The organism is Acidobacteriota bacterium (assembly GCA_009838525.1).
Lineage (GTDB): Bacteria > Acidobacteriota > Vicinamibacteria > Vicinamibacterales > UBA8438 > VXRJ01.
In genome coordinates this window covers 1-24,698 of sequence record VXRJ01000023.1, presented here as the reverse complement: position 1 = coordinate 24,698, position 24,698 = coordinate 1, and the positions used below count along the sequence as shown (strand labels likewise).

Annotated in this window: 21 protein-coding genes; 18 read left to right on the top strand and 3 right to left on the bottom strand. The window is 68.5% G+C overall.

Features of this window, described 5'->3' with window-relative positions:
• Window positions 1–16 precede the first annotated feature (16 nt).
• Together F4Y45_11390 and F4Y45_11385 are read left to right on the top strand one after the other, a co-directional pair.
• Window positions 17–1,396, top strand: a complete 1,380-nt coding sequence (locus tag F4Y45_11390) for a hypothetical protein (protein ID MXY25112.1) — start codon at window positions 17–19, stop codon at window positions 1,394–1,396.
• A gap of 477 nt (window positions 1,397–1,873) precedes the next feature.
• Entirely contained in the window at window positions 1,874–3,193 is a 1,320-nt protein-coding gene (locus tag F4Y45_11385; protein MXY25111.1) for a BON domain-containing protein, read from the top strand.
• A gap of 12 nt (window positions 3,194–3,205) precedes the next feature.
• On the opposite strand, the gene F4Y45_11380 is transcribed toward F4Y45_11385, so the two are convergent.
• Window positions 3,206–6,094, bottom strand: a complete 2,889-nt coding sequence (locus F4Y45_11380) for a TonB-dependent receptor (GenBank protein ID MXY25110.1) — start codon at window positions 6,092–6,094, stop codon at window positions 3,206–3,208.
• On the opposite strand from F4Y45_11380, the gene F4Y45_11375 reads away from it, so the two are divergent.
• The 4 genes from F4Y45_11375 (at window position 5,943) to F4Y45_11360 (ending at window position 10,778) form a co-directional block, all read left to right on the top strand.
• Window positions 5,943–7,037: a hypothetical protein gene (locus F4Y45_11375; protein ID MXY25109.1), complete on the top strand. Its 1,095-nt coding sequence runs from the start codon at window positions 5,943–5,945 to the stop codon at window positions 7,035–7,037. The genes F4Y45_11380 and F4Y45_11375 overlap by 152 nt on opposite strands.
• A 28-nt stretch (window positions 7,038–7,065) precedes the next feature.
• A complete protein-coding gene (locus F4Y45_11370) occupies window positions 7,066–8,373 on the top strand; it encodes a PQQ-binding-like beta-propeller repeat protein (GenBank protein MXY25108.1) in 1,308 nt (435 codons plus the stop codon).
• A gap of 88 nt (window positions 8,374–8,461) precedes the next feature.
• On the top strand, window positions 8,462–9,787 hold the full coding sequence (locus F4Y45_11365) for a cytochrome c (protein ID MXY25107.1): 1,326 nt from the start codon (window positions 8,462–8,464) through the stop codon (window positions 9,785–9,787).
• 139 nt (window positions 9,788–9,926) lie between these two features.
• Window positions 9,927–10,778, top strand: a complete 852-nt coding sequence (locus F4Y45_11360; protein ID MXY25106.1) for a hypothetical protein — start codon at window positions 9,927–9,929, stop codon at window positions 10,776–10,778.
• A 62-nt stretch (window positions 10,779–10,840) separates the two neighbouring features.
• Here F4Y45_11360 and F4Y45_11355 read toward each other — a convergent pair whose 3' ends face one another.
• The gene (locus F4Y45_11355) at window positions 10,841–11,596 is read right to left on the bottom strand and encodes a hypothetical protein (GenBank protein ID MXY25105.1); all 756 of its coding nucleotides are present in this window, start codon (window positions 11,594–11,596) and stop codon (window positions 10,841–10,843) included.
• 72 nt (window positions 11,597–11,668) lie between these two features.
• Between F4Y45_11355 and F4Y45_11350 the strand changes: the two genes are divergently transcribed.
• The 9 genes from F4Y45_11350 to F4Y45_11310 all read left to right on the top strand — a co-directional run bounded on the left by F4Y45_11350 (window position 11,669) and on the right by F4Y45_11310 (window position 21,462).
• Window positions 11,669–13,129 carry a cytochrome c gene (locus F4Y45_11350; GenBank protein MXY25104.1) on the top strand — a complete coding sequence of 487 codons (1,461 nt, stop codon included), beginning with the start codon at window positions 11,669–11,671 and terminating at the stop codon, window positions 13,127–13,129.
• Between the two features lie 30 nt (window positions 13,130–13,159).
• Window positions 13,160–14,446, top strand: a complete 1,287-nt coding sequence (locus F4Y45_11345; protein ID MXY25103.1) for a cytochrome c — start codon at window positions 13,160–13,162, stop codon at window positions 14,444–14,446.
• A gap of 42 nt (window positions 14,447–14,488) precedes the next feature.
• Window positions 14,489–15,367 carry a hypothetical protein gene (locus tag F4Y45_11340; GenBank protein ID MXY25102.1) on the top strand — a complete coding sequence of 293 codons (879 nt, stop codon included), beginning with the start codon at window positions 14,489–14,491 and terminating at the stop codon, window positions 15,365–15,367.
• Between the two features lie 31 nt (window positions 15,368–15,398).
• Window positions 15,399–16,871, top strand: a complete 1,473-nt coding sequence (locus tag F4Y45_11335) for a VCBS repeat-containing protein (GenBank protein ID MXY25101.1) — start codon at window positions 15,399–15,401, stop codon at window positions 16,869–16,871.
• 6 nt (window positions 16,872–16,877) lie between these two features.
• Window positions 16,878–17,465: an NAD(P)H-dependent oxidoreductase gene (locus F4Y45_11330; protein ID MXY25100.1), complete on the top strand. Its 588-nt coding sequence runs from the start codon at window positions 16,878–16,880 to the stop codon at window positions 17,463–17,465.
• Window positions 17,466–17,520: 55 nt separating this feature from the next.
• Entirely contained in the window at window positions 17,521–18,717 is a 1,197-nt protein-coding gene (locus tag F4Y45_11325) for an acyl-CoA dehydrogenase (GenBank protein MXY25099.1), read from the top strand.
• Between the two features lie 70 nt (window positions 18,718–18,787).
• Window positions 18,788–19,156, top strand: coding sequence for a hypothetical protein (locus F4Y45_11320; protein ID MXY25098.1), 369 nt, complete (start codon window positions 18,788–18,790; stop codon window positions 19,154–19,156).
• Window positions 19,156–20,343: a hypothetical protein gene (locus tag F4Y45_11315; GenBank protein ID MXY25097.1), complete on the top strand. Its 1,188-nt coding sequence runs from the start codon at window positions 19,156–19,158 to the stop codon at window positions 20,341–20,343. Before F4Y45_11320 ends, F4Y45_11315 begins: the two co-directional genes overlap by 1 nt.
• Before the next feature lie 9 nt (window positions 20,344–20,352).
• Window positions 20,353–21,462 carry a hypothetical protein gene (locus F4Y45_11310; protein ID MXY25096.1) on the top strand — a complete coding sequence of 370 codons (1,110 nt, stop codon included), beginning with the start codon at window positions 20,353–20,355 and terminating at the stop codon, window positions 21,460–21,462.
• A 12-nt stretch (window positions 21,463–21,474) separates the two neighbouring features.
• On the opposite strand, the gene F4Y45_11305 is transcribed toward F4Y45_11310, so the two are convergent.
• The gene (locus F4Y45_11305) at window positions 21,475–22,056 is read right to left on the bottom strand and encodes a hypothetical protein (protein MXY25095.1); all 582 of its coding nucleotides are present in this window, start codon (window positions 22,054–22,056) and stop codon (window positions 21,475–21,477) included.
• A 73-nt stretch (window positions 22,057–22,129) separates the two neighbouring features.
• On the opposite strand from F4Y45_11305, the gene F4Y45_11300 reads away from it, so the two are divergent.
• Genes F4Y45_11300 through F4Y45_11290 form a run of 3 tightly spaced genes read left to right on the top strand, consistent with a single transcriptional unit; the run spans window position 22,130 to window position 24,666 of the window.
• Window positions 22,130–22,546 (top strand): YjbQ family protein, encoded by a 417-nt coding sequence (locus F4Y45_11300; protein ID MXY25094.1) that lies wholly within the window; start codon window positions 22,130–22,132, stop codon window positions 22,544–22,546.
• A 3-nt stretch (window positions 22,547–22,549) separates the two neighbouring features.
• A complete protein-coding gene (locus tag F4Y45_11295; GenBank protein MXY25093.1) occupies window positions 22,550–23,878 on the top strand; it encodes an insulinase family protein in 1,329 nt (442 codons plus the stop codon).
• Window positions 23,644–24,666, top strand: coding sequence for an insulinase family protein (locus tag F4Y45_11290; protein MXY25092.1), 1,023 nt, complete (start codon window positions 23,644–23,646; stop codon window positions 24,664–24,666). The genes F4Y45_11295 and F4Y45_11290 overlap by 235 nt, the downstream gene beginning before the upstream one ends.
• Window positions 24,667–24,698 lie beyond the last annotated feature (32 nt).

Below are 24,698 nucleotides of genomic sequence, written 5' to 3'. Positions count from 1 at the left end.
CGCGCAGAGTCAGACTATGTCCATGTACCGCATCGGCTGCACCGTCTTCTTGGTCGCACCGCTGGCGCTCCTGCCGGCGGCGTCTGCCGGGGCCGAGCCCACCTTCGCGCGCGATGTCGCGCCGATCCTGTTCGAGCACTGCGCGAGCTGCCACCGGCCGGGCGACATCGCGCCGATGGCGTTGCTGTCGTACGAGGAGGTGCGGCCCTGGGCGCGCTCCATCCGGGACAAGGTGGTGTCGCGGGAGATGCCGCCGTGGCACGCGGGTCCGGACGGCGTGGCCATCCGGAACGTCCGCGCGCTCAGCCGGGAGGCAATCGACACCGTCGCGGCCTGGGTGGACGCCGGCGCACCCCGGGGGAACCCGGGGGACCTGCCGCCGCTGCCCGTGTTCACCACTAACGAGTGGCATCATCCGAGCGGGCGCCCGCCGGACATCATTCTCGACCTGCCGGTCGTCATGGAGATACCGGCCGTCGGCGAAGTGCCGTACTACAACATCTACTCGAAGATCCCGTTTGAGGAGGACGTGTTCGCGGAAGCGGTCGAAATGCTGCCGGGCAACCGGTCGGTCGTCCATCACATGAGCGCGCACGTCACCTCCCTGCCGGAGGGGACCGAGTTGCGCGACGGGGTGCCGTATCTGGACGGCAGACCGCTCACCGACGACGCGATCCGGGCGGCGGGCGCCCGCGAGTCGAACGTGCTGGGCGCGGGCGCCGCCAAGCTGATCTGCTTCGTGCCGGGGCGCGGGTTCGAGATGTTCCACGACGGCGTGGCGAAGCGGGTGCCGGGCGGCCAGTACCTCCGGTGGAGCCTGCACTACAACGTGACGGGCCGTCCCGAGACGGACCACTCGCGCATCGGCATCTGGACGGCGAAGGGTGAGGTCACGCACGAGATGTTGTCCCGCACCATCGGCAGCCCCCTGCCGACGACACCCGACCGCCGGCTGCCGGTCATCGTCAATGGGGAGGAGGTGCCGGGGCGCGAGGTGCCGCCGATTCCGCCGCACGCCGACGATTGGCAAATCCTGATGCAGACCGACGTGGCGGAGCCGATCACCTTCTACGCGATCTCGCCCCACATGCATCTGCGCGGGAAGGACATGCGGTTCACGCTGGTCTGGCCGGACGGGCGCGAGGAGCTGCTGCTCGACGTGCCGCGCTACGACTTCAACTGGCAGACCGAGTTCGAGCTGATGGAGCCGCTGCGCATCCCGGCCGGCAGCCGGCTCATCGTCGAGGGGCACTACGACAACTCGCGCCGCAACCGGTTCAATCCGGCGCCGCACCGCGAGGTCTACTGGGGTGAGCAGAGTTGGGATGAGATGTTCGAGGGCTGGGTCAAGTACTCCATCGACAGTCAGGACCTGTCGGCGGGTGCCACGCCGTAGGAGCCTGGGTCGTAGAAGTTTCGCGCGAGCGGAACTTCCAACGCGCCCGCAAGGGCGCGCTAGCGGGGTCCGCCGGGACGAACGGCCGATCACAATGAAGATGGCGCGTCGGTCGACGCGGCGTACGGTCGCCCGCCTCGCAGGCGGCGCGTTGCTTGCACCCGCCCTCCTCCTTGGGCTCGACGCAGCGCCGGTTGCCGCGCAGTCCCGCCTTTACGTGCACGCGTTCGAACAGGCGTCCGGCGCGCTCGTGACCGACCTGGACCGGGCCGAGGTGATAGTCCGCGAGGACGGCATCGTCCGGCCGGTGGTCGATGTCCGCCTGGCCAACCTGCCGGCCCGGGTGGTGATTCTGGTGGACAACAGCCGTCGCGCGAGGCGCGGGCTCGACCGCGTGCAGGAGGGCTTGCAGTACTTCGTCGACCGCCTGCCTCCCTACCAGGAGGTGTCGATCGTGACGTTGTCGCCGAACCCGAGATGGCTGGTGCAGGGCGAGATCGAGCCGGTACCCATACGCGAGGGCATCGAGCGGCTCGGTGTGGGGGGCCGGTCCCTGCGCCTGCTGGACGGACTCGTCATGGCGGGCGAATGGCTTGCCGAGGACAGCGGACCGTTTCGCGGCGTGCTGGTCGTCATCTCCACTGCGGGGGTCGACCGGAGCCGCGCATCGACACAGCGGTTCACGGAGATGGTCGAGCAGGCGCGCGACGCCGGCATGAGGGCCCACACGCTGCTGATGCAGCCGCTCAACCCGAACGTGCTGCGGCGCGGTGTGACGCTGCCGGAAGCGGTCGGCCGCGACCTCGAGACCTACACCGAAGGGTCGTATCGGAGGGCCTCCCTCGGTTCGGACCTGCGCGATGCCCTTGGCGGGATCGCCGACCGGATCCTGGAGCGCAACCGCGAGTTGGCCCGGCAGCACCTGGTCCGGTACGACAGACCGCCGGATGCGCCATCCGGCACCGTCCACGTGACCGTCACCCGGTTTGGAGTCCGGTACGTCGTGTCGACCGACGGGAAGTCCACCCACTGAAATCCCGGAGGAACGGGACCATGAGAACGGCGGCGGGAACCGTCTCGGCCGGCGTCCTGCCAGCCCTCCTGGCGCTGGCGATCGTGTTCACGGCGAATGCGGAGGCCGCGCAGGCCGCCGTCGAACGCGAGGTGGCGGAGGCGGTGCGCGACGACGCCGACGTGGACGATCTCGTTGTGACCGTTGCGGGGGCGGAAGCGACGCTCGCCGGCCGGGCGGAGAACCTGTGGGAGAAGACGCGGGCGATAGAGGCGGCGCTCGACCACGACGCCATCGAGACGGTGGCCAGCGAGCTGACGGTTCCCGAGGTCGAGGACGACGACGAGGTGGCGGCGCAGGTAGCGCGCGCGATCCGTCGCTACGTCCACATGACGGTCTGGGACTACATCGGCGGCCGCGTGAATGCGGGTGTGGTGACGCTGGTCGGCAGCGTCTCGCCCGAGCGCGACAAGATCGGCGACCTGTTCGAACGGATCGCCAAGATCCGCGGCGTGCAGGAGATCGACATGCAGGTCGCCAGACAGTCCTCCACGCGCCGCGACAACGAGCTCCGGTCGGTCATCGCCTTTCGGGCGCTTCGTCACCCGACCCTGTCGCACTACACGCAGTTGGCGGCCGTCCCGCCCTTTCGCATCCTCGTGGACAATGGCGTGGTGACGCTGGTCGGTGTCGTCCGGAGCGACGTGGAGAGCCGGCTCATCGAGTCGATCGCCCGCCAGGCGTTCGAAACCCGGGAGGTCGTCAACCTCCTACAGGTGGGCTGAACCGGCGCGGCGTCAGAACCGGACGCGGATTCCTCCGAACGCGCTGCGCGGCGGGCCGGGTGCGACGAACCGCGGATCGCTCGCGTTCGGCACCTCGCGCAGGTGCACCTCGAGCTCGGCGAGTATTCCTGCCGTGGAGTAGAGAGCGCCGAACAGGTTCTCGACTCGGCCGAACAGCTCTACGCCCGCGCCGATCCGGTAGGCGGAAAGGAACGTGACGATCCCGTAGCCGTCGAGCGTCACCTGGTCGTTACCCTCGTCGCCGGCGAAGTAGCGGCTCGATGCCGTCACGGTTTCCAGCGCGACATCCCAATCGTCCGTCACCGCCTGACGGATGCCCGCCTTCAGGCTGTAGCGCGGGATGCCCGGGAGCCGGTCGCCCGGCTCCACCGGCAGGCCATCGTCGTCAGCGGCGTCGTTCACTTCCTCGTCACCCGGCAGCAGTAGCGGGGACTCGAAGGTCGCATCCACCACGCCGACGCTGGCGTACCAGGAGGTCCGCTCCACCCGGCCGCTCAACTCGATGTCGAATCCGAGCCGCGCCGTGTTGCCGGCGTTCTGGAAATAGCCGGTCCCGATCAGCTCGGGTGATGCGATGAAGAGGATATCGTCGTCGATGAGGGTGCGGTAGGAGGTGAGGGACCATTCACCGCTTCCCCAACGGCCCCGCACTCCCGCTTCGAACGAGCGCGCGACGATCTGATCGAGCGGTGGATCGGCGACGAACGCGTTTGGTACGCGACAGGGTTCGGCCGGGTCGGCGCAGCTCAACTCGGCCGCCGTCGGGGCGCGGCTCGATTCGGAGTATCGCGCAAAGAGGGAGGTTCCATCGCCCGTGTCGATCACGACGCCGGCGGCTGGATTGAACCGGTCGAAGGTGTGGGAGCCGTCCAGCGAGCTGCCCAGGAGATCCACGATGTCGATCTGTGCCCGGTTGTAGCGGCCCGAGACCGTCAGGTGGACCCGGTCGGTCGGCGAGAGCGTGTTGCTTACATACAGGCCGACCAGATTATTCGTGCTTTCGAGTCCGGTGTTGAAGATGTCGTCGCCTCCCAGTCCGTGCAGGCTGGCGAAGAGGCCGGAGCCGGTGACGCCCCGGTCAGGCGTCAGCGAGCCTGTCTCGCTGCTCGTGGAGAAGTCGGTGTCGGCCAGGTCGGCGGAAAGGCCGGCCACGAAGACGTTGTCGGTGCCGCCTACCGTCGTCCGGGCGGTCGCCTGGAAGCTCGTGCCGTAACCCCGGGTCCGCGTGAAGGTGCGGTTGATCGCGCCGTCTCCGGCTACGTCGAGCGCGGTGATGAAGCGGCTCGTTGCCTGATCGATGAGCGGGATGGCGAAGAACTCGTCATCATCGTCGTGGTCATCATCATGGTCGTCGTCATCGTGGTCGTGGTCGTCGTCATGGTCGTCGTCGTCATCGTGGCCGTCATCGTCGCCGTCGTCGTCCCCATGATCGTGGTCGTCGTCGTCGTCGTGACCATCGTCATCGTGGCCGTTGTCGTCATCATCGTCGTCGTCTTCGCCGAAGCAGAGCGTTCCCGCGGGCGCGCCCGGAGGCAGGAGGTCGTCGTCACACGCTTCGAACTCCGCCTCGTCGCCGTTCAGGGTTCGGCGGTCGAGGTCGCGGTAGTAGCCGGTCACCTGCATCGACCAGACGGGCGAGAGGGTGAGATTCGTGCGCGCCTGCACGAAGCCGAGCCGGTTGTCGGTGACGTCGGGATACGTGAAGACGGCGTTGCGGTCTACGTCGAGAAGTTCCACCGGCGCGGCCGCGTTGCCGGTCAGGCTGGTGTCGGCGTAGGTGACGTTGATGCCGCCGTTCGCCCGCTCGCTGCGGTAGCCGATGTCCGCGAAGAGTTGCGTCACGTCCGACGGCGACGCAACCCGCCAGCCGGTCTCCTCGAAGCGGCTGGCGCCGCCATAGAAGGCCCAGCGGCCGTTGTTCGCGCCGTACTCCGCGGTCGTGGTGGTGCGGCCGAACGATCCGCCGGAGAACTCTCCCCGGAAGCCCGGGTTGTCGAACCCGTTCTTGAGCCGCAGCGCGAGCGCGCCGCCGAGTGCGTTGAGTCCGAACGTCGGGTTGGCGCCGGCGCTCAACTCCACCTGATCGATGGCGAATTGCGGCATCAGGTCGAACTGCACCGTGTCGCCGAACGGCTCATTGATCCGGACGCCGTTCTGGTAGACGGCGATGCCCTGGGGCAGGCCGAGCAGGGGCGACGCGGTGAAGCCGCGGAAGCGGAGCGTCGGCTGGAACAGGTTGGTCGTCGTGCCCTCCAGCGTTACCGATCCGAGCCGTTCGTGGAGCATGTCCGCGAACGACGCGGCGCCGCGGGCAAGCACCTCGTCCGTCTCCACCACCGACACGCTTCCGGCCACCCGGTCACGTTCGAGCCCGACGCCGGCGAGAGGCGTGACGCCAACCACGTCCACCTGCTCCGCGAGCGCCGCCAACTGCAGCGTCACGTCGAGGTTGCGTGTAACGCCGGCGGTTAGCATCACGCCGGCACGCCGTTCGGGATCAAAGCCGTTCGCGCCGAAAGTGATCGCGTAGGCGCCGGCCGGCACCGTGAGACTGTATTGACCGGCGGCGTCGGTCACCGCGGTGGTGGGGGATGCCAGCGCCGGCGACTCCGCAGTCACCGTCACGCCGGGGATCGCACCTCCCTGCGCGTCGGTCACCACGCCGGCAAGGGTGGCCTGGGCGCCTTGCGCGGCAGCGTCGGTGACGCCTCCGGCAAGCCAAAGCACGATGCACGCGGAAGCCGCGAGCCATGCGCGATCCGGCGGTACCATGAACCGGCGAGCGTGGGATTCAGTTCGTCTGTGCATGATGAAAATCCTAACTGACGTAATAGACTGCTGCGCGATGCCGGCCGTTGCGTTGAAACGTGCCCCGCCCATCACGTTCGTTCTGGCGCTGATCACGGCTGCCGGATCGGCCCAGTCGTCGAGCCTCGAAAGGGTGGGCGTGGTGCCGGTCGAGGCGGCGGCGCTTGGCGTTTCGGCAGACCGCCTCGTCGCCGCCCAGGGTTCGAGCGTCCAGGTCGTCGATCTCGCCGACCCGACCACGCCACGTCTGCTCGGCCGGCACGACTTCGAGGAGCCGGCGTTCGACCTGGTGATCGCGCCGGATGGCGGCGCGGCGTACGTTGCCAACAGCCACGACGGTCTCCGCCGACTCGACCTGTCCGATCCGTCGGCCCCGGCGGTCACCGCGACATCGCCGACGCGAGGGCAGGCGGTCGGGGTCGCCGCGGCGGGCCCGCACCTGTTCGTGGGTGACAATTCGCTCGGGTTCGACATTGTTGGCGGCGCCGGTACAGGCGAGCTCGCGCGCGTCGGCGAGTACCTCGGCGACGGATTCCCACGCGGCATCGCGGCCGGCGGCTCGCTGGTGTTCGTCGCCGATCAGCCGATGGGGCTGGTCGTGGTCGATGTTTCGGATGCGGCGGCGCCGGAAGCGGTCGGCGTCCTGTCGCTCGGACGCGATCCGGTGGGCCGGGTAGTCGCGCCGGACGGGCGTTCGCTGGGTGGCGCGGCCCCGGCTGTCGTCGCCATCGTCAGCGGCCGGGCGGGCATGCAACTCGTGGATGTCTCGGATCCCGCCGCTCCGCGCGTTACGGCGCCGGTGCCGGTCGGCGGGAGCGCCGCGGGGGCCGCGATCTGGGGCGAGCGTCTGTATGTGGCGAGCGGCGAAACGCTCGAGGTGTTCGACGTCGGCGATCCCGAGGCCCCGGCGCGTGTCGCCTCCGCGGCCCTGGGTGGCCGGGGCGGCGCACTGGCGGTGGACGAGGATCACGTTTTCGTGGCGGTGGAGGGGAACATTGTCATCTATCGGCGATAGGAGATTGGCGGTCGTGCTCGTTCTGTTCATGTCGGGGCTCGCGCTGTGCACGCCGGCATTCGTGACGGCCCAGGAAGCGGAATGGAATCGGTTCCGCGGACCGGACGGGACCGGCGTGGTGGCCGACAACCCGAACCTGCCGGAGCGGTGGAGCCGGACCGAGAATGTCGCATGGCGGACCGAGGTTCCGGGGCTGGGATGGAGCTCGCCGGTGGTTGCGGGCGGCGCCGTCTTCGTCACCACGGTGGTGAGCGACGGCGACGTGGAAGCGCCGGAGAGCGGGTGGTACCGCAACGGGGAGCGCGATACGCCGCAAGATGTCCACCATTGGCGCGTCCTCGCGCTTGATCTGGAGACCGGGGCGGCCCGCTGGGAGGTGGAGCTGCACACCGGGGTTCCCCGGTCCTCCCACCACCTGAAGAACACGTTCGCTTCCGAGACGCCGGTCACGGACGGCGAGCGGCTCTACGTGCTCTTCGGCAACGTCGGCCTGTATGCGCTCGACGTCGATGACGGCGCGCTCCTCTGGTCGCGCGAGCTGGAGCCGGCGCGGACCCGCAACGGGTGGGGCACGGCGGCATCCCCCGTGCTGCACGCCGGGCGGATTTACCTGGTGGTCGACACTGACGACCAGTCGTACGTCACGGCGCTCAGCGCCGAGACCGGCGCGGAGGTGTGGCGCACGGACCGTGACGAGGGAACCAACTGGGCCACGCCGTTCGTGTGGGAAAACTCCGACCGGACCGAGCTCGTTACGGTGGGGACGGACCGCATCCGATCCTACGACCTGGAAGGCAACCCGCTTTGGGAGCTGGCGGGGATGTCGAGCATCGTCATTCCCACGCCGGTCGCCGCACACGGCCTGCTCTACCTGGAGTCGGGTTACATCGGCGACTTCTTCCGGCCCGTCTACGCCATCCGGCCGGGCGCTTCGGGCGACATCTCGCTCGCGGAGGGCGAGACCTCGAACGCATTCGTCGCCTGGTCGCTGGAGCAGGGGGGCAGCTACCATCCCTCACCGCTCATCTATGGCGATTACTACTACACGCTGCTCGACCGGGGCCTGATGACGTGCCATGACGCGCGGACCGGCGCGGAGGTGTACGGCCGGCAGCGGGTCGACGTCGGCCAGGCGTTCACCGCGTCGCCCTGGGCGTACAACGGTCGAATTTTCGCGTTGAGCGAGCAGGGGACGACGTACGTCATCGAAGCGGGCCCCGAGTTCCGGGTGCTGGCGGAGAATCCGCTCGACGAGTTCACGATGGCGACGCCAGCCATCCTGGACGACAGCCTGATCGTCCGCACCGCCGAGGCGGTCTACCGGATCGCGGAGTAGGTCCGCGGTGGCCGGCGCCGGGAGTTGCAACGCCATTAGGGGGGCAGGTACAATATCCACTTCGCACGTACGCAGGAGGTAGTCTTCCATGAGACGCGAGATCAGCATGCTGGCCTTGATTCTGGGCGTTCTGGCGCTGGCCCTTCCGGGCTCGGCGGCCGCTGCCGAGGACGAGGTTCCCACCTTTACCAAGGACATCGCGCCGATCTTCCAGGCGAAATGCCAGGCGTGCCACCGGCCGGGCTACATCGCACCGATGTCGCTCGTCACCTACGAGGAATCGCGGCCGTGGGCCCGCTCGATCAAGACTCGCGTGGAGACCCGGCAGATGCCGCCGTGGCACATCGACAAGTCGGTCGGGATTCAGGCGTTCGAGAACGACCGCTCGCTGACCGACGATGAGATCGACACCATTGCCCGCTGGGTGGACGGTGGCGCGCCGCGCGGCAATCCGGAGGACATGCCGCCGCCGGTCGAGTTCGTCGATGACGACGTCTGGAACTTCGCCGGCCTGTTCGGCGGACCGCCCGACCTGGTCATCTACTCCGAGCCCTACACGGTGCCGGCGGTGGCGCAGGATCGCTGGTGGAAGCCGGAAGTGCCGACCGGTCTGACCGAGGATCGCTGGATCCGCGCCATCGAGATCCGCCCGTCGAGCGTCGACGGCCGCCGCATCACGCACCACGCGCTGGCGCGGCTGCAGCAGGAGGAGGATCCAGATTCGCTCGGCGCCGCGTCCGATGTCGGTCCCGGCCTCCTGATGGAGTGGGCGGTCGGCAAGCAGGGCGAGATCATGCGGCCGAACAGCGGCAAGCTGATCAAGGCCGGATCGAGCATCCTCTGGGACATTCACTATCACGCGGTCGGCGAGGAGATCACCGACACCGTGGAGCTGGGTCTCTACCTCTATCCGAAGGGCGAGGAGCCGAAGCACCGGCAGGTCCTGTCGGCGTTCAGCACCATCGAGGGCGGCAGCGATCACCTGTCGATTCCGCCCAACGCGATCACGACTACCGAACGGTTCCACGTGCTGAAGCAGAACGGCCGCGTGGAGAACTACCAGCCGCACATGCATCTGCGCGGCAAGGGCATGCAGATGACGGCCATTCTGCCGGACGGCACGACGGAAGTGCTGAGCCGCGTCAGCGACTTCAACTTCAACTGGCACCTCAACTACGTGTACGCGGACCACGCGGCGCCGCTGCTCCCGAAGGGGACCGTGCTGCACCTGAAGTCGTGGTACGACAACACGTCGGGGAACCGCGCCAACCCCGATCCGAACCAGTGGGTCGGCTACGGCGACCGGACGGTGGACGAAATGGGCCACGCCTGGGTCAACGTCACCTACCTGGATGACGAAGACTTCGAAGCGGCCCTGGCCGAGCGCGAGGCGCTCACGAACAACGACAACTAGGGGTTTGGGACTCAGGAGTTTCGCGACCGCGAAACTCCCAACGCGCCCGTCAGGGCGCCCGGGGGCCGCTCCTTGCCGGAAGGGGCGGCTCCTCTGGCGTACCAAGGGGTTGCCTGACGTACATCAGGAGGATTCGCGTATGCGGGCGATAAGTTCGACCGGTGGATGGATTGCCGGAGTTGCGCTGGTTGCGTTGTTGGCGGCGCCGGGCCCGGCCGGGGCGCAGACCCCGCGCACGTTGGTCGAGTTCGGGGCGCCCGTCTATCCCGCCTACGAGGGCTGGTACGAGAATCCGGACGGCACCATCACGCTGCTCGCCGGCTACTTCAACGGCAACACCGAAGAGGTGGTCGACGTGCCGGTGGGAGAGAACAACTACCTTGAGCCGGGATCGGCGGATCAGGGGCAGCCGACCCGTTTCGCGCCGGGGCGGGCCTGGGGCGTCTTCACAATCCGGATTCCTGGCGACGACCGGAACGCGCGCATCACCTGGCATCTGACCGCGAACGGCGAGACGACGTCGATTCCGTTCCACCTCGATCCGCAGTGGATCATCGAGCCGCTGAGGGACGCGGCCAACGGCAACGAGCCGCCGACCATCCGCTTCGACTCCGGCGGTGAGGGGTTCACCGGCCCGCCGATTGGCATCGCTCGGGAGATGACCGCGACGGCCGGCGCGCCGCTGGACCTCGCGGTCTGGACGACGGACGTGAAACCGGAGGTCGAGGTGAGACCGTTCGCGGCGCGTCGGCGCCGTCCCGCCCTCATCCTGCGGTGGCACGTGCTGCGCGGCCCCGGCGAGGTCGAATTCGCCGAGCCGGTGCAAGAGTTCGAGGAATCATCGGACCAGAATCCCACCACGACGGCAACGTTCACCGAGCCGGGCGAGTACATCCTGCGGGTTGAGGCGCTCGACGAGACGGGCGACGGGGGCAGCGGGTTCCAGTGCTGCTGGACCTCGGCGCACGTCAGGGTGACCGTTTCCGAGTAGCCCGGCGGCGCTTGCGGCGCGCTCGCCGGGGGCGCGCGGTCGCGGCCGGCCGGGTCGTCGGGTCAGTTGCCGACGTTGACGACGACGCGGTAGGTCGACTCCATCTCCGAGTCGCTCGCCCAGAGTTCCAGCTCGTAGCGGCCCGGCGTGTCGAACGTCGCGAGCGAGCGCGGGTCGTCCGGCGCGCTGAATTCCACGTCGCCATCGCCGCTCAGGATGCGCCACTCGGAGACGAGCCTGCCTTCGCGCGGCAGCCCCTCGTCGCGGACGCTGCCGAACAGCTTCAACTCGTCGCCGACGGCCACGCTGACCTCGGGCGGCTCGCCCTCCGGACCGTTGCGCAGACCGAGCAGGCGCACGAGGGGCGACCGGTTGAGACAGACGCCGCGCGGCGCGTTCTCGACGTCGATGTCCCGCAGCAACCGCCCCATCGACCGGTCCTCGAGCTCCCAGTTGTACTGCAGCATGTCCTCACTGGTAGAGGTCGTCGTGTCGCCATGCGTAAGCGTCCACCGCAGGCCGCCGGTGAAGCCGCGATCGAAGACCATGATGCACTGGAAGCGGTGGTGGCCCGGCAGGAAGGTCGTTGTCTGCCCCCGGTCGGCTGGCTCCGCGTCGAACTGATTCTCCGGGCCCGGTGGAACCGTCACCGGCTCGAAGTTGTGGTTGAAGTACGCGTAGGCGACGACGTACGCGCCGGATTCGGTCACCGTGAAGCCGTCGTAGACCGGGTAGATGGGCTGGAGGGTCTGGGCGCCGGCGGGCGAGGCGAACAGGGCCGCCAGCAACAGCACGGCGCCGCTTGCGGGTCTCGTCATCGGGGATGAATTTTGCCTTGACAGAGTGTAGACTGACCGGAACAGCTTGAGATTTCAAGCGGGGGTCTTGCTATGCGCAATGTCTGGCAGTTCGTGACGGTGGCGGCGATTGCCGGCCTCCTGGGGGTCACGGGCGCCGCCTCGGGCGCGTTCGCCGCGGAGGCGCAGGGCCAGGATGCGGAACAGGAAAACACCCCGACCTACACCAGGGACGTCCTGCCGATCCTGCAGCAGTCGTGTCAGCGATGCCACCGGCCCGGAACCGGGGCGCCGATGTCGCTCCTCACTTACGAGGAGACGCGACCCTGGGCGCGCGCCATCAAGGACCGCGTCGTGCAGCGTCAGATGCCGCCCTGGCACCTTGACCAGAGCATCGGCGAGTACACGGCCGACCCCTCGCTGACCGACGCGCAGATCGCCACCGTCGCGGCCTGGGTCGACGCGGGCGCGCCGCGCGGCAATCCGGCCGACGCCCCGGCGCCGCTTGACCTCGCGGACCTGAACGAGTGGACCTACGGGGAGCCCGACCTGGTGGTTCAGATGGAGAAGGGGTTCGAGATCCCGGCCGAAGGGCCCGACTTTTATCCGTCGGAAATCGTCGATCCGGGCCTGACCGAAGATCGCTACGTCAAGTGGGTGCAGATCATCCCGGAGGCGTGGTGCTGCGTACACCACTCGCACGTCTACGTCAGCGTTCCGGAGACGGCCGAGGACCTCGAGGAGTTCCGCCTCGGCATGGGATCGAACACCAACGAAATCGACCTGATCGAGTACGCGATGGGCAGCAGCGGCCAGTACTACCCCGAGGGGACCGGCCGGAAGCTGCCGGCGGGCGGGCTGTTCCGCTTCGCTCCGCACTACCATCCGTGGGGCGAAGAGACGATCGACCGCCAGAAGGTGGGGATCAAGTTCTACCCGAAAGGGGAGGTGCCGGAGCTGATCGTCACCGCCCACCGGATTCGAACCGGCATCGGTCATGACTGGGAGCTGAACCGCGAAGCGGTCGAGGACCGGCTCTTGCGCGCCGGATTCGATCTGGATCTGCATGCCGAGCGGATGCCGCCCGGCGCAATCATCGACGACAACACGCTGAACGGCGTGGCGCTGATGAGCATCCCGCCGAACACTGTCGCCCGTCACGAGCGGTTCTGGCCGCTGCCGCAGGCGGCGATGATCCTGAGCTTTCAGCCCCACATGCACTTCCGGGGCTCGCGGATGCTGCTCGAGGCGATCCACGTCGACGGCCGGCGCGAGGTCCTGATCGACGTGGTGAACTACGAGCAGACCTGGCAGATCGTCTATCCCTTCAAGGAGGCGCATCTGTTCCCGAAGGGGACGATCCTCCATACCGTTTCATGGCACGACAACACCACCAACAACCGGCACAACCCGGATCCGTCGGCCTGGATCGGCTGGGGCAGCCGGACGATGGACGAGATGGGCCACGGCTGGACCGACATCGCGTTCATGACCGACGAACAGTACGAGCGCCGGGTGCGGGAACGGGAAGCCCGCGCGACCAACGACGAATAGCAGTTCAGACGTAACGGAGGAGTTGAAGACATGTCACGCAACAGCACGTTTCGGTTCGGTGCGGCGGTCGCCGCCGTCGCCGCACTCGGCCTCGTTGCCTTGCCGGCGGGCGCCGCGGCGCAGGACGAGGTGACCTTCACGAAGGACGTCGTGCCGATCCTGCAGCGCTCCTGCCAGGAGTGCCACCGCAGCGGTTCGATCGCCCCGATGTCGCTCCTCACCTACGAGGAAGCGCGGCCGTGGGCGCGGTCGATCCGCGAGAAGGTGGTGACCCGCTCGATGCCGCCGTGGTACATCGACCGCAACATCGGCATTCAGGGGTTCAAGTACGACTACTCCCTGAGCGATGAGGAGATCGCCACTGTCGCCGCCTGGGTGGACGCCGGCGCGCCGCGCGGCAACCCGGCGGACGCGCCGCCGCCGAAGGAGTTCCGCGACATCGCGGAATGGAAGATCGGCGAGCCGGACTGGATCGTCGAGATCCCGGAGCCGTTCGTCGTCGCCGCCGAGGCGCCCAACTGGTGGGGCGACCTCATTTCGGATTCCGGCCTGACGGAGGATCGCTGGGTGAAGGCGGTCGAGACAAAGCCGTCCATCGAGGGCTTCCCGGTGGTTCACCACGCGGTGACCAGCATGTCGGACCCCGAGTCGGATGACGACGACTACAGCTTCCTGAACGAGTACGCGCTCGGAAAGAACGGCGACATCTTCCCCGACGGGACGGGCCGCAAGATCAAGGCCGGCGCGCAGATCAAGTTCAACATGCACTACGCGGCGATCGGCGTCGAGACGACCGACCGGACGCGCGTCGGCCTGCAGTTCTACCCGGAGGGCGTGGAGCCGGATCGGGAGTTGATCTCCGCCCATGTCGGCGACGACGAGGACATCGACATCCCGGCCGGGGAGTCGAACGTGCGCCACGACGGCTACTACCGTCTGAAAGACAACGTCCAGATCACGGCATTCCAGGCGCACCTCCACAATCTCGGCAAACGGCAGTGCATGGAGGCGATCTTCCCGGACAACCGCAAGCAGATCCTGAGTTGCGCGGACTGGGACTTCGGCTGGCACATCGTCTACAACTACGAGGACGAGGTGGCGCCGCTGCTCCCGAAGGGAACCATCCTGCACGTCACGAGCTGGCATGACAATTCGGACGCCAACCGCTGGAACGACGACCCGACGAACTGGGCCGGCTTCGGCCAGCGGTCAAGCGACGAAATGAGCTTCGCGTGGGTGAGCTGGTTCGCCATGGAGGACGAGGAATTCGAGGCGGCGGTCGAAGCCCGCGAGGCGCAGGCAAACAACAACGACTAGCGGCCGGCCGCCGGCGCCGGCTTCGCAGTGGAGTGGAGAGTCATGAAGAGTGAGGGTCGCGCCGGAGTGCGCGCAGCCGCAGTGGCCGTTGTCGTGCTCGCGCTGATCACGGTCGCGCTGGCGGCGCCGGCATCGGCGCAGGAACGCTGGAACCGCGGCCAGAACGTCCAGCCGGTCTTCGAAGGCTGGGAGCGGAACGACGACGGGTCGTTCACGATGGTGTTCGGCTATCTCAACCGGAACTACGAGGAGCAGCCGATCATCCCGGTCGGCCCGAACAACTTCTTCTCGCCGGGGGCCGAGGATCGGGGGCAACCGACCCACTTCTACAACCGGCGCCAGCAGTTTGTCTTCGAGGTGCAGGTGCCGGCCGACTGGGGCGAGAAGGACCTTGTCTGGCAGGTGACGCACGCCGGAGAGACCGACTACGCCTACGGCCACCTCTGGCCGGTCTGGGAAATCGATGATGGCGTCCGGCGGCTCAACCGGGGGACCAACACCGCGCAGGGCTTCACCGACAACCAGGCGCCGTTCATCAGCGTGGAAGGCAGCGACGCGCTGGAGGTGACGCTTCCGGACACGCTGGAGGTGGTGGTCATCGCGGGTGACGACGGCGTCCCGCCGCCCAACGAACGTCTGGCGGAAAGAAACTTCCGTCGCGGGCCGAAGTCGCAGGCGGTGGTCGACGTGCGCAAGGCGGCGGCGAACGGGTTGGCCGTCACCTGGCTCCATTGGCGCGGCCCCGGCGAGGTGACCTTCGATCCCATGGTGCCGGAGATCGGCGAGGGAGGACGCGCGGTGACGCACGTCAGTTTCGCCGAGCCGGGGGACTACGTCCTGCAGGCGGTCGTCGACGACACGGTCTATACGATTCCCGTCAATGTCTCGGTGACGGTCCATCCGGCGGCGTCAGCGCCCTGACGCTGACGTTCCGGTAGCGGGGAGGAGCGGAATGCGGTTCCTGGCTCGAGTCCCGGTTGTCGCCACGGTCCTCCTGGCCATGGCCCTTGTTCCTGCCTGCGCGGCGGGAACGGCGGAAGACACGGCCACCGTGGCGGCGGACGGCCCGGTCGCCATTGCCGACACGCCGACGCGCGCCCAGGCGGCCGACGGGTCGTACATTTCCTGGCGCGAGCACATCATCGACGACCTCGCCCTGGGCGGCGTTGCCATCGGCGGCAGTGACGGCCTGGAGATGGCTGACCTCGACCGGGACGGCCACCTCGACATCGTCTCCGTCCACGAATCGGACGTCACCTACGACGGCGTGCCGGACGGCCATGTCCGCATCGCGTACGGTTCGGCCGATCCGGACGTCTGGGACCTCTACACGCTGGCGGAGGGCGAGGAGGCGGGTGCGGCCGAAGACGTGGCGATCGGCGACATGAACGGTGACGGCTATCCCGATGTGGTCGTCGCCTGCGAGTTGGCGCATCTGATCTACTTCGAGAACCCGGGGGCGGCGGGGCGCGAAACGCACTGGAAGCGCGTCATCCCGTCCGTCACGGACGACCGCGGCTCCTACATCCGGGTCTTTCTGGCCGACTTCGATCAGGACGGACGACCCGAGGTGGTGGCGCCGAACAAGGGGGGGCAGAACCCGCCGGCCGACACGACCGAGAAGCACGCGGTCTCCTGGTTCGCCGTCCCGGACGATCCGCTCGACGGCGATGCCTGGGTGGAGCACGAGATGACGCGCGTCATCGTGCCGATCAACTCGCAACCGTTCGACCTCGACGAGGACGGCGATCTGGACGTGATTGCCGGCTCCCGGTTCGAGCGCCGGATCTTCTGGTTCGAGAACGTCACCCCCGACGGCGGCCCGATCGCGTTCGAGGAACACCGCATCGACATCGTGCCCGAGGCGGTCGTGACCGGCTTCAACATGGACTACGCCGATCTTAGCGGCGACGGCCTGATCGACATCGTGGTCCTCGACAATAGGCGAGGCGTGGTCTGGCTGGAGCAGCCGGCCGGCGGGGCGGCATCGGGCGAGCCGTGGAGGACGCACGAGATCGGCGGGCTCCTGCCGGACCGGCTCGTCGGTTTCGTCCTGACCGACATCAACGGCAATGGCCGGCTCGATCTCTTTTCCGGCGCCTACAGTGGGGATCCGCGGGACCGCGACCTGGAGGATCCGCCTCCCGACCATCGCGCCGGGCGCCTGAGCTGGTTCGAGCAGGGTGAGGATCCGGCCGGGGCCTGGATTCGCCACGACGTCTCGCGCCGGATCCGCGGCATGTTCGACAAGTTCATCGTCCGCGACATGGATGGCGACGGCGACGGCGACTTCGTGGGCACGCGCGGCAACTCCATTCCGTACGACGGCGTGTTCTGGCTGGAACAGGTCCGTTCCGCCGAACCGCGTCCGGCCTTCGATCAGGCGCGCGAGTCGGAGAGCCGTCAGCTTCCCCTGCCGGAGTAAGTCCGTATACTTCGTCGCGTGCCTGATTCCGCAACGGTAGACGGTCCGGTCTTGATCGTTTCCTGTTCCCTCAATCCCTCCAGCCGGTCACACGTGCTGGCGCTCGCCGCGGACGCCACCCTCGACGCACTCGGCGTACCGCATGAAGTTGTCGATCTCCGCGACTGGGACCTGCCGATTTGCGACGGTGCGGACTGCTACAGCCATCCGTCGATCGGCCCCATCACGGAGAAAGTGGAGGGCGCCGCCGCGGTGCTCATCGCCGCACCCGTCTACAACTACGATCTCAACGCTGCGGCCAAGAACCTGGTAGAGCTGACAGGCAGCGCGTGGGTGGGGAAGCCGGTGGGGTTTCTCTGCGCCGCCGGCGGCCAGCGGAGCTACATGGCGCCGATCGGATTGGCCAACAGCCTCATGTTCGACTTCCGAAGCCACATCATTCCGCGCTACGTGTACGCGTCACGGGACGATTTCACGCCTGAACGAGCGCCGACCGCGGAACTGACCGGCCGGATCGAACAGTTGGCCCGCGCCGCGGTGGATCTGGCGGCCGCGCTCCGCTGGTTGAGGACGCGGGCGGCGGCCGGCGTGTAGCGGGCGGAGACGCCGTGGTGACGTCCGCGCCGCATCCCCTCCGCGACCCACCCTGATGACGATGGCACCGTCCGGTTCGCCCCCGCCGTCGCCTTCCCGCATGGCGGACTTCGACCTGACGCCCGAGCAGCGGCAGGTCCGCGCCGCGGTCCGCGAGTTCGCCGAGCGGGAGGTACTGCCGTTCGTCGAGGAGCATGAGCGCGCGGCGCGCTACCCCTCCGAGCTGATCCGGAAGCTCGTGCCGCTGGGTTACCTGGCGCCGCTGCTGCCGGAGCGGTTCGGCGGCGGAGGCGCCGACGTGGTCACCTACGGCCTGATCTGTGAGGAGCTGGCGCGGGTCGACTGGGTGGTCGCGTCCGTCGTCTCGGTCACCAACTCGCTCGTCGCCGGCTCCCTCGTGCGCTTCGGCACGGCGGCGCAGCAGGAGCGGTGGCTTCCCGGGATCTGCGACGGATCCATCCTGACTTCCGCGTGCCTGACCGAACCCGATGGTGGAAGCGACCTGGCGGCAGTCAGGACCCGCGCCAGCCGCACGGCTGGCGGCTGGTCGATCAGCGGCGCCAAGGTGTTCATCTCGCACGCCGCGCACGCCGGCCTGTTGCTGGTTGCGGCGACGGTGGATCCGGGGAAGCGGCACCGCGGCGTCACCGTCTTCCTGGTCGACCCGGCGGCCGACGGCGTGGCCATCAGCGATCTGCCGATGCGGACGCTCCGGCGCGACAACCTGGCCGAGATCCACTTCGACGGGACCGTGGTGCCCGACGACGCCGTCCTCGGCGAAGTGGGTGGCGGCTTCCCGATCCTGGGCGCCGCGCTCGACATGGGGCGCTTCTCGGTCGCGGCCCGCTGTGTCGGTCAGGCGCAGCGCGCCATCGATCTCACTGCCCCGTATGCGACCGAGCGCGAGGCCTTCGGCCAGCCCATCGGCCAGTTCCAGATGATTCAGCAGAAGATTGCCGACATGTGCGTCCGGACCGAGGCGGCGCGTGCGCTCGTGTACCGCCTGGGCCGGATGAAGGATGCCGGCGTAGAGCGCTGCTCGCTCGAGGCATCGATGGCGAAGCTGGCAGCGAGCGAGGCGGCGACAGCCAACGCGCTCGACGCGATTCAGATCCATGGGGGCTACGGCTTCTCGTCCGACTACGAAGTGGGCCGCCTGCTGCTCGAGGCGAAGACGCTCGAAGTGGGCGAGGGGACGAGCGAACTGCACCGAAAGCTGATAGCGGAACATGCCCTCGGCGTGCGGAGGTGAACCTTGCCCCCCGCACGTCCGTATCAACTGACAGTGGGCGGGAACGAAGACCCGCGATAGGAGGACGCGGGTGCGGCGCGTGGCAGGTTTGGTGCTGGCCGGCGCTGCGGCGTTCGCCGTGGTGGTTGTGGGCGGTGTGGCGCTGGCCCCGTATCTGCTGTCGCAGTTCCTGGCTCTCTTGAACGCGGCCGCCTCCGGGCTGGCCTGGTTATTGCAGGCGGCGGAGGAAGGACGCGGCTTCTGGGAGGTGACGATGACCGCGATGAGGACGATCGGATCGGCGATGGCGTCCCCCAGCGTCATCGGTGTCATCGTCGCGGTCGAAGTACTCGGCCTCGTCGCGCTCTACGGGCTCGATCGGATGCTCTCGGCCGAGAGGCGGGGCCACGAGGTGCCCGACGAAGACGATGGCCCGGATCAGGGCATGGAGAAGAAGTGATGGTTACCATCCGCAAGAAGCCGGCACTCGCCCTCGTGTTTCTTCCCGTCCTCTTCCTGTCCGGACCCGCCGCGGTCGACGCGGGATCCGGGCAGCCGGAGCCTGCTGTGCCTCCAGCTTCGCCGCCGCCGCCCCCTCCGCCTCAACCGTCCGTGGAGGATGAAAGGGAGGAGAGGGGCCGGAGGGCTCGGCGGAGCACGGGGGGAGAGATCTTCCGCGTCGGCACGCCGGTGCGAATCGACCGCGACGAGCGGGTCGACGGCAGCGTGATCGTCTTCGGCGCGCCGGTCAGGGTGCTGGGCGTGGTAACCGGCGAAGTGCTGGTGATTGGCGGCTCCCTCACTATCAACGGCGAAGTGAGGCAGAACGTGGCCACGATCGGCGGCCCGATGCGACTCGGGCCGCAAGCGGTTGTCGGCGGCGACATCCTCACCCTTGGAGGGCCGTTGCGCCGCGCCCGCGGCGCCACGGTCGAGGGCGATGTTGCCGACATTCCCAACTTCAATATCGATCTCAGCGGCCTGCAGCCGGACATCTGGCCGTTCGAGACCAGCCGGTCCCGGATGGCGCGCACGTGGGATCTGGCCGGGACGGTGGTGCGCATCATCTTCCTCGCGCTGGTCGCGGCGATTGCCTTGCTCGCGATGCGCGGGACGGTCGAACGCGTGGCCGAGCGAGCGGCATCGGAGCCGCTCAAGTCGGGCCTGGTGGGCTTTCTCGCGCAGATGCTCATCGTCCCGGTGTCAGTCGTGACCGTGATCCTGCTCGTGATATCCATCATCGGTATCCCGCTGCTGCTGCTCGCGCCGTTCGTGATCCTGGCGCTCGTCTGCGTGTCGATCATCGGCTTCACCGGCGTCGCCCTGGGGGTCGGACACGCGGCGCGCAGCCGCATGGGCGCCCTCGGGCCTGCGACCTACGTCACCGTCTGGGCCGGTATCGTTCTCCTGGTCGTGCCGACCATCCTGGGTGAGACGATGGAAGTGGCCGGCGGCGTGTTCCGGATGTTCGGCCTGATGTTCCTGCTGCTCGGGCTCCTGGTCGAGTACGCGGCCTGGACGGCCGGCCTGGGGGCGCTTATCCTGAACGGCATGAACGCGCCATTCAGCCGGCAGCCGGACTCACCCGCGTCCGCTGCGCCGGCGCAGCCTCCGGAAGGACCGGCGGGACCGGATCCCAAGCTGTAGGATTCCGTGGTGAAGTCCCTGCAGCTCCTGAGCGGCGAGGCATTCCGTCCGAACGGCGTTGCTGCCGTCGCCGGTTCGTTACTAGTCTGCCTGCTCGTCGCCGTGCCGGGCGCGGCGCAGGACGCGCCACGCTACGAGCTCGATACTGACTGGCCGCAACTCCCGCTGGGCGATCACTGGATCACCGGCGGCCTCGGCGGCATGTGCGTCGATGGCCGCGACCATGTCTGGGTGCTTAACCGGCAGAACATCGTCGCCGCCGATCTCGACGGAGCGCGTCTGGCGCCTCCCGTCATCGAATTCGACCCCTCCGGCGAGGTCGTCGGGTCGTGGGGCGATCCGGACGGGCTCGGAGACCGGTTGCACGACTGCCATGTCGACGGTGACGGCAACGTCTGGATTGTCGCCGCCGGCACAGGCGTTCTGCGGCAGTACTCGTCCGACGGCGACCTGCTGCGGCAGATCGGCGAGACCGGGCGCTACGACTCGTCGGACGGCACGCGAGACGGCCGCCCGCTCAACTCCGACCGGGCGCAGTTCTTCCTGCCGGCCGGCGTCGACGTCGATCCGGCGACGGGGGAGATCTACGTGGCCGATGGCGAGCTGGCCGGCGGCAACTCCCGCATCGCCGTCCTCGATCGCGATGGGAGCTTTCTCCGCCAGTGGCCGCTCCACCGCGCGCCGGGCGAGGAGATCACGCCGCTGCCGCACTGCCTGCGCGTGTCGAACGACGGCCTGGTGTACATCTGCGACCGGCAGGCCGACCGCATCCAGGTCTTCGACCGGATGGGCGTCTTTCAACGGAACATCGACGTGCCGTTCACGCCACGGACGCCGCGGACGCCCGATCGGACCGGGACGCGCGGCACGGCCGTCGTCCTCGACTTCTCCCCGGATCCGGAACAGCGCTGGATCTTCGTCCTGAACCAGAACAGCGTGATGGTGGACGTGGTCGACCGCCAACGCGGAGAAGTGGTGACGAGCTTCGGCGGCGGTCCCGGCCGCTACCCGGGGCAGTTCACCCTGCCGCACGGCATAGGGGTCGACTCGAACGGAAACGTCTACGTGGCGGAGCAGGAAGGGCGCAGGATTCAGCGTTTCGTGCCAGTGGAGCGCTGAAGCCGGCCTGCCCTATTCCAGCCGCAGCGACTCGAGCAGGGCGATGAACCGATCTTCCCACGTGCGAACGGTCTGCTCGGGTCCCGTCAGCCGGAAGAAGTAGGGCCCGGCCGGCGTCTCCACGACGGAGGCCTTCAGCCGGTAGCCCCGTTTGAAGTACCGCATGCCGGAGCCCGGGATCACTTCGGCGGCATAGATGCCCGGCACGTCGAGTAGCGTCACCGCGATCTCGCCCACCATGAAGCTGGTCGTGGTGGCGACATCCGCGGACGGACTGTCGTCCGGCTGCAGCATCTGGTTCGTCCACCGCTCCAGATTCGCTTCGACCGTGCCGCCCCCGCCCCCGAAGTAGAAGACGGTCAGTTCCGCATCCTCGAAATCGCCCTCCGCTCGGGGCAGTGTGAACTGCGCGAGACGCATCGGCGAGGAGACGGGCTCGACGATCCACTCGTCGGGGGGATCGAAGGCGAGGCTGCCTTCCTGCGCGGCGACGCCCCGGTCGAGGCTGGCCAGGGTCGCCAGTACGACCAGCGCCACGACGGTGGCCGTCAGTCGGGTCGGCCAGAAACGCAAGGTCCCTTGCCGTCTCCGCACGCCCGAATTGTAACCCGGGGCAGGACGGCCGTATCGTGCGATGCCGTTACAATGGCCCGTTTCCACGGCGGCCATGGTCAAGACCACCACGCACGAGCTGCGGACCACGGGACAGGGCGACATGCGCGACATCTCGGGGGTGGTGGCGTCGGCCGTGGCGGAGTCCGGCTTGTCGGACGGCATCGTGAGCATCTGCGTGGTCGGCTCGACCGCCGCCGTCACCACGATCGAGTTCGAACCGGGCGCGGTCGCCGACTTCGACCGCGTCCTCGAACAGATCGCGCCGCGCGCCGGCGCCTACGCCCACCATGAACGGTGGGGCGACGACAACGGGTCGAGCCACGTGCGGGCGGCGATGATCGGACCGTCGCTCACCTTGCCGTTCAGCAGCGGGCAGGTGCGTCTCGGCACGTGGCAGCAGATCGTCGTGGCGGAATTCGATACGCGCCCGCGGAACCGGCAGGTCGTCGTGCAGATGGTGGGGGAGTAGCCCGTGACCGGCCGCGTCTCGGCGGAGATACCGCACGTAAAGGTGACGCTCGACAACGGGCTCGACGTGATTGTCCACGAGGACCATCACTGTCCGATTGTCGCCGTCAACCTCTGGTACCACGTCGGCTCGAAGAACGAACGCCCCGGCCGGACCGGGTTCGCGCACCTCTTCGAGCACCTGATGTTCGAGGGTTCCGCTCACCACCCCGACGGCTACTTCCGCCCCCTCCAGGAGGCGGGCGCGGCCCTGAACGGATCGACCAGCACCGACCGGACGAACTACTGGGAAGTCGTGCCGCGCGGCGCGCTGGAGCGGGCGCTCTGGATGGAGTCGGATCGGATGGGACACCTGCTGCCGGCCCTGACGCAGGAGAAGCTGGACAACCAGCGTGACGTGGTGCTGAACGAGCGGCGGCAGCGCTACGAGAATCAGCCCTACGGCATGGTGTCGCTGGTGCTGGACGAGGCCCACTTCCCGCCGGACCATCCGTACCACTGGCCGGTGATCGGATCGGTCGAGGATCTGCACGCCGCCGATCTGGACCACGTGCGTGAGTTCTTTGCCGCTTACTACCATCCCGCGAATGCCTCGCTCGCGGTGGCCGGAGACGTGGGTGTCGACGAAGCGGTGGACCTGGCGCGGGCGTACTTCGGCGATATCCCGGCGGGGGATGCGCCGGCGCCGGTCGTTCCTCCGGCCGTCGATCCGCGCGAGCGCGCGGCGTCGTTGCTCCTGACCGACCGCGTCGAGCTTCCACGGCTCTACCTCACCTGGAGGTCGCCGGCGCTCTACGGGGAGGACGACGCGGAGCTGGACCTCGCGTCCGAAATCCTCGGCGGCGGGAAATCGTCCCGGCTGTATCGCGCGCTGCTGCACGACCGGCAGTGGGTGACCGACGTGTCGGCGCATCAGTACTCGCAGGAGCTGTGCGGCAGGTTCGGCGTCGTCGCCACCGCGGTGCCCGGCCGCGCGCTGGGCGATCTCGACCGCGTTATCACCGACGAGCTGGCGCGGCTGGCGGTGGCCGGTCCGTCCGATGACGAGCTGCTGCGCGCCCGGAACCGGCTCGAAGCGGACTTCGCGGCCCGCCGGGAATCACTCGGCGGATTCGGCGGCCGCTCCGACCTGCTGAACAACTACAACGTTATGGCGGGCCGGCCCGACTTTCTCGCCGAAGATCTGGCGCGTTACGCGCGGGCGACCCGCGAGAGCGTTGCCGCCGCCCTTGGCCGGCGGCTCGATCCGGCGGCGCGGATTGCGCTGAGCGTCGTGCCCGCCGGCGCTTCGGATCGCGCGCTCGACGGCGCGACGCCGGTGGAGGCGTCGTGACCTCGGTCGACCGGAGCCAGTTGCCGCCGGTCACCGGCAGCGCGCCCGCCACGTTTCCCGCCATCGCGCGGACGCTCGGCGCCGGCGGACTCCGGATCTGGACGATTCCCCATAGCCGAACCGAGCTCGTCACGCTCGCGCTGCTCATCCCCGCCGGTTCCGCCGCCGACCCGTCGGGACGGGCGGGGCTGGCCGGATTCACGGCGGACCTGCTGGACGACGGCACGCGGGCGCGCGATGGCATCCAGTTGCACGAGGAACTGGGGCGGCTCGGCGCGCGGTTCGGCGCCGACGTATCGAGCGACGCCACGGTGCTGTCCGCCTCGGCCCTCGCACGCCACGCGCGGGAGGTGCTGGCGCTGCTGCTGGAGGTGGCGACCGAGCCCCGGTTCGAAGGGGCGGACGTCGACCGCGTCCGCACGTTGCGTCTCAACCGAATCGCACAGCTACGCCACGCCGCCGGCGCGGTCGCCAACCGCACGTGGCGGCGCGTGCTCTACGGGGAACACCCGTACGGCCACTCGGCCCTGGGCGAGACGGAGACGCTGAGCCCGCTCGATGGGGGCGAGGTCCGTGGGTTCCACGCCGCCCACTATCGGCTCGATCGCGCGACGCTGGTCATCGCCGGAAACGACGACGCGCTGGAAACGGCGGCGCAGGCGGCGGGTGGCGGAAGGGCGGTGACCCGGTCCCCGGCGCCCCTGCCAGATCCCCCCGCCGCGGTGGGGTTAAAAAAAATGTGGCGGGCCGGCGATATTGTGGTGTTATTGTGGGGGGGGGGCCGATAGATTAAAAAAATGGGGGGGGGGGGGGGGGGGGG